Here is a 5154-nt window from a genome sequence, read left to right as displayed (position 1 = left end):
CAACTGTATACACGCGTGTACACAAGTGCGCTCTAGGTATCTCCTCTCTAGGGCTCGTTTGTATGTCTGTTCCCTAGGGATAATACCTAGGATCTTTAGGGATGGGCTAAGGCTCCCTGGGATATGAAGCGATACCTCCGAAGATCCAAAGGCAGGAGTGTGCGAGCGAGATCATGCGTCGGCCCTGACCATCATCCTCCGATCCATCCCCCATCTTCTTATATATAATGTAGCCGTACACCTGTCGTCTCGTATCCGCCCTCGAGTACCGACTCTGGAGGAGAGGACGCAAGCCACACAACACATAGGTAAGAGTCTGCCCGCCCTCCTAAGCTGCCTTGGGCGTCCCTACTCTGTGAGCTAATCCCACCTCCTTCCCCCTCACTAAGGGATGCCCACGACGTTATGCCCACCGAACTAAGAGCGCCCAGCGCAGTGGGGATGTACGCTACGGCGAATACGGGGGAAGGGTACACCCGCTGAAGGATGGGAAGGGGTCTGCGGTAGTAGAATCTGCTGGAGGAAGGGGGGCGACGACGGGGAGAGGAGAGTTCATTGACCTTTACATTGCTAGTTTATTTCTACCTTTGTCGCCGGTTTACACTTATCATTTAACCCTATAACGACTCCGCCCCCCTCATGAGTAACGACCCGGGCAGACCGAATTTCATCGTACGTGCCTATCGCTTCTACCGCGATGGCTTCAAAACCCTAACCCCCACGAGCCGTAAGCTCTGGCTCATCATCTGCATCAAGCTCTTCGTCATGTTCGCTATCCTAAGAGCCTTCTTCTTCCCCAACGTAGTCAAGCAGGAGGCAGAGCGACAGCATATGTCCCGCTCGGAGTTCGTCGAGCAGGAGCTCCTCCAGCGCCGAGCAGTATCCCCTACCGATACTCTTCACGGGGGACGGACGAACCAATCAAGTAATCATAAGGACTAAATACTATATACAATGGATCTAGAATCACTCGTATCGTGGTCGAGGGCACAGTTTGCCCTGACAGCCATGTACCACTGGCTCTTCGTGCCTCTGACACTAGGGCTAGGTATCATCATGTCGCTGGCGGAGACGAAGTACTTCCGCAGTGGCGATGAATTCTGGAAGAAGTCTACCAAGTACTGGCAGAAGCTCTTCGGGATCAACTTCGCTATCGGTGTCGCCACCGGGATCATACTGGAGTTCCAGTTTGGGACGAACTGGTCGAACTATAGCTGGTTCGTCGGCGACATCTTCGGCGCTCCTCTGGCTATCGAGGGTATCTTGGCCTTCTTCATGGAGAGTACCTTCATCGCTGTGATGTTCTTCGGCTGGGGCAAAGTCAGCAAGGGCTTCCACCTCGCCTCCAGCTGGCTCACGATCGTCGGAGCGACGATCTCGGCAGTCTGGATCCTCGTAGCCAACGCTTGGATGCAGAACCCACAAGGGATGGTCTTCAACCCCGAGACGATGCGCAACGAGATGGCAGACTTCTGGGCCGTAGCCCTCTCCCCTACGGCTATCATCAAGTTCCTCCACACGATCACGACCTCCTGGACGCTGGGTACCTTCTTCGCCCTCGGGGTATGTGTGCTGTACCTACTGCGGGGGAAGAACCTCGAGTTCGCTCGGCGCAACATGAAGATCATCGCCCCCTTTGGCCTCGTCGCAGCCCTACTCTCTGCAGCTACTGGACACAGCTCTGCAGTCGATGTCGCCAAGAACCAGCCGATGAAGCTCGCCGCTATGGAGGCCCTCTACGATGCTGGAGCCTCTACCCCCGAGGGGAAAACAGCTGACGGCAAGGGGCTCCCCCTAGGTATGGTAGGCGTACTGAACCCCAGCAAGGGTCGTCCCGATGATGGGAAGGCCTCCCACATCTTCAGCATCGAAGTGCCTCGCCTACTCTCCTACATGGTAGACGGCACTCCCGACCGCTACGTCCCCGGGGTGAACAACATCCTAGAGGGCGGCTACCACAAGCCCGACGGCAGCGTAGCCCTCTCCACCGAAGAGATGATGCGCCGTGGACGTATCGCTATCGACGCGCTGAATGCCTTCCGCTCAGCACGCAAGGCTGGGGACAGTATCGGTGCTGCCCAGCACCGTGCCGTACTCGAGGAGAACTTCCCCTACTACGGCTACGGATACTTCACGAGCAAGTACGAGACCGTACCCAATATACCGCTGACCTACTACTCATTCCGCATCATGGTGGGTCTAGGGGGTGCCTTCCTCCTGCTCTTCCTCCTACTGACGTGGTATGCCTACCGACGTAATGAGAAGCTCGCCCAGACCAAGTGGCTACTATGGGCCAGCCTCGTCCTCACCCCCTGCGCCTGGATCGCTAGCGAAGCTGGCTGGGTCGTAGCCGAGGTCGGTCGCCAGCCCTGGACGATACAGAACCTCCTGCCCGTGCAGGCCGCTATCTCCAAGATCGAGGCTTCGTCGGTGATGATCACCTTCATGCTCTTCTTCCTACTCTTCACGATCATGCTGGTGGCAGAGATTAATATCATGCGCAAGGCCATCCGTCAGGGTCCTGATGCCCACTAAGCACTCCGTCCATCTCATTCAATCCAAACTACAACACGACAAATGGACTACGCATTCTATCAAGAATACTGGTGGCTACTGATCTCCATCCTAGGAGCACTCCTAGTCTTCCTCCTCTTCGTACAGGGCGGACAAAGCCTCTTCTTCAGCCTCGGCAAGGAGCCCCTAGAGCGCAAGCTCCTGGTGAACTCCGTGGGCAGGAAGTGGGAATTCACCTTCACGACACTCGTCGTCTTCGGCGGGGGCTTCTTCGCCTCCTTCCCCCTCTTCTACTCCACGAGCTTTGGGGGCGCCTACTGGGTGTGGATGCTGATCCTCTTCTGCTTCATCATCCAGGCTATCTCCTATGAGTATCAGAATAAGAATGGGAATGTGCTGGGGAGCAAGACCTATCAGACCTTCCTCTTCATCAACGGCCTACTCGCCCCGATCCTCCTCGGCGCAGCTGTCTCTACCTTCTTCACCGGCTCGACCTTCACGGTCAATCGTGAGGCCATCGCCGATATGTCGGGCAGCAGCCAGGTGATCTCGCAGTGGCTCCCCTATCGGGGGCTACAGCTCCATGGGCTAGAGGCTGTGCTGAACGTGTGGAATGTGGTCTTCGGGCTAGCCGTCTTCTTCCTCTCACGTACGACGGCACTCCTCTTCTTCATCAATAACATCGAGGACGAGACGATCTACAAGCGTTCGCGCAGTGCTCTGGCTTGGAACGCAGCTGCCTTCCTCCTGCTCTTCCTCGCCTACCTCTTCTTCCTGCTGACGAAGAAGGGCTTTGCCTACTCCCCCTCGAACCCCGAGCTGACCTACCTCGTGGACTACAAGTACTGGTACAATCTCGTGGAGATGCCTATCGTCTTCCTCATCTTCGTCGTCGGGGTACTCCTCGTCCTCGGAGGTATCCTGCTGACGCTCCTGCGGGAGGGGTACAAGAAGGGGATCTGGCTCGAGGGAGCAGGTGTGGTACTCACGGCACTCGCCCTCTTCCTCATCGCTGGGTGGAACAACACCTCCTATTACCCAGCCTACAGCGCCGATATGCCTGAGCTCATCCACCACTCGCTGAATATCCGCAATAGCTCCTCCAGCCCCTTTACCCTCAAGGCTATGAGCTTTGTCTCCCTACTCATCCCCTTCGTCCTAGCATATATCGTCTATGCTTGGCGAGCACTCGACCTGCACAAGATCACGAGGAAGGAAGTACAGAACCCCGAGTCACACAACTACTAGCCCTACCCAGAGGCTAAGCAACAAAAGGAGCGAAGGCTCTGTGCGGTATCCTGCACAGAGCCTTCGCTTCATATTATGGTCTCCCCATGGAGGGGGAAAAGGAAGAGCTTACGGCTCGGGATTAGTAGCCCCGAGTGATCATACCACTACCGAAGCAGATGCGATGCTCCTCATCATAGAGGACGGCATACTGCCCCGGGGCAATGCCCTGTATCTCCTGCTCGCTATCGATGCGATAGCCACGAGTGGGATCATAGTGGAGGGTGCCCCGGGTGAACTCAGGGGTATGACGGATCTTGAAGGTGATGGCGATCGGCTCTCGATCGGCCTCCGCCACGGGGGTATCTATACCCGTGCTCACGAGCCGAGCATAGCTCCAGGGATCGAGACTGATGAAGTCCGCCCCCTCCATCTCTATATGCTGTCCATACTGATCTCGTGGGTCGTAGCCCTGCGAGACGAGGATGATGTTGCGACGGATATTCTTCTTGACGACAAACCAAGGGCCTCCACTGAGCCCTAAGCCCTTGCGCTGCCCGATCGTATGGAACCAATAGCCCCGATGCTTCCCGAGGACACGCCCCGTCTCCCGCTCGATGATCAGTCCCTCCTTCGTACCTAGGGCGCGCTCGATGAACTCATTATAGTTCACCTTGCCTAGGAAGCATATCCCCTGGCTATCCTTACGGCCTGCGCTGATGAGGTGTGCAGCCTCGGCGACGGCTCGCACCTCACTCTTGAGGAGGTGCCCCGAGGGGAAGAGGAGCTTACGGATCTGAGCGAAGTTGATCTGTGCGAGGAAGTCCGTCTGATCCTTCACTGGGTCAGGTGCAGTAGCGAGGAAGAGATGCTCCCCGACGAAGGTCGTCGTAGCATAGTGTCCCGTGGCGATAAAGTCATACGCATGCCCCCACTTCTGCTCGAAGCAACCAAACTTGATGAGCTTGTTACACATCATATCGGGGTTCGGGGTCAGCCCTCGGCGCACCGTATCTATCGTGTACTGCACGACACTCGCCCAGTACTCCTCATGGAGCGATACGACCTCTAGGGGACAGTCATACTGACGTGCTAGGTGGCGCACGATCTCTAGGTCATCCTCCCACGAGCAGTCCGTGAAGCCTCGCTCCTGCATGCCTATCTGTATATAGAAGAGCGTAGGACGATAGCCTGCCGTACAGAGCAGGTGCACGACCACGGAGCTATCGACCCCGCCAGAGACGAGGACAGCGATGCGAGGGTCAGAGAGACCACTACGGGCGATACGCTCCTGCAGTGGAGCGATGAGATGAGCTGTATCCATAGACTTACTGAACAATCCACCCCTCAGGATAGATCACGAGCGCAAAGATAGAGCATTCGCCCCTACCCTACTCCGTAGGCTATCCCCCC

General features: G+C 56.7%; 4 protein-coding genes. 3 read left to right on the top strand and 1 reads right to left on the bottom strand.

Annotated features, from left to right (window positions below; all coding sequences use genetic code 11):
* The first annotated feature begins 639 nt into the window (after window positions 1-639).
* The 3 genes from QZ554_RS08085 to QZ554_RS08075 are packed head-to-tail and all read left to right on the top strand — an operon-like array spanning window position 640 to window position 3762.
* Complete coding sequence (locus QZ554_RS08085; RefSeq protein ID WP_297195695.1) at window positions 640-942, top strand: DUF4492 domain-containing protein; 303 nt, start codon at window positions 640-642, stop codon at window positions 940-942.
* Window positions 943-954: 12 nt separating this feature from the next.
* On the top strand, window positions 955-2535 hold the full coding sequence (locus QZ554_RS08080; RefSeq protein ID WP_297195694.1) for a cytochrome ubiquinol oxidase subunit I: 1581 nt from the start codon (window positions 955-957) through the stop codon (window positions 2533-2535).
* 42 nt (window positions 2536-2577) lie between these two features.
* Entirely contained in the window at window positions 2578-3762 is a 1185-nt protein-coding gene (locus QZ554_RS08075) for a cytochrome d ubiquinol oxidase subunit II (protein WP_297195693.1), read from the top strand.
* A gap of 121 nt (window positions 3763-3883) precedes the next feature.
* On the opposite strand, the gene mnmA is transcribed toward QZ554_RS08075, so the two are convergent.
* Window positions 3884-5065: a tRNA 2-thiouridine(34) synthase MnmA gene (mnmA, locus tag QZ554_RS08070; RefSeq protein ID WP_297195692.1), complete on the bottom strand. Its 1182-nt coding sequence runs from the start codon at window positions 5063-5065 to the stop codon at window positions 3884-3886.
* Window positions 5066-5154 lie beyond the last annotated feature (89 nt).

The sequence above is a fragment of the uncultured Porphyromonas sp. genome, from assembly GCF_915070105.1.
Classification (GTDB): Bacteria; Bacteroidota; Bacteroidia; order Bacteroidales; family Porphyromonadaceae; genus Porphyromonas.
The sequence above is the reverse complement of the archived record's forward strand: the minus strand, read 5'-3'. Positions and strand labels throughout refer to the sequence as shown.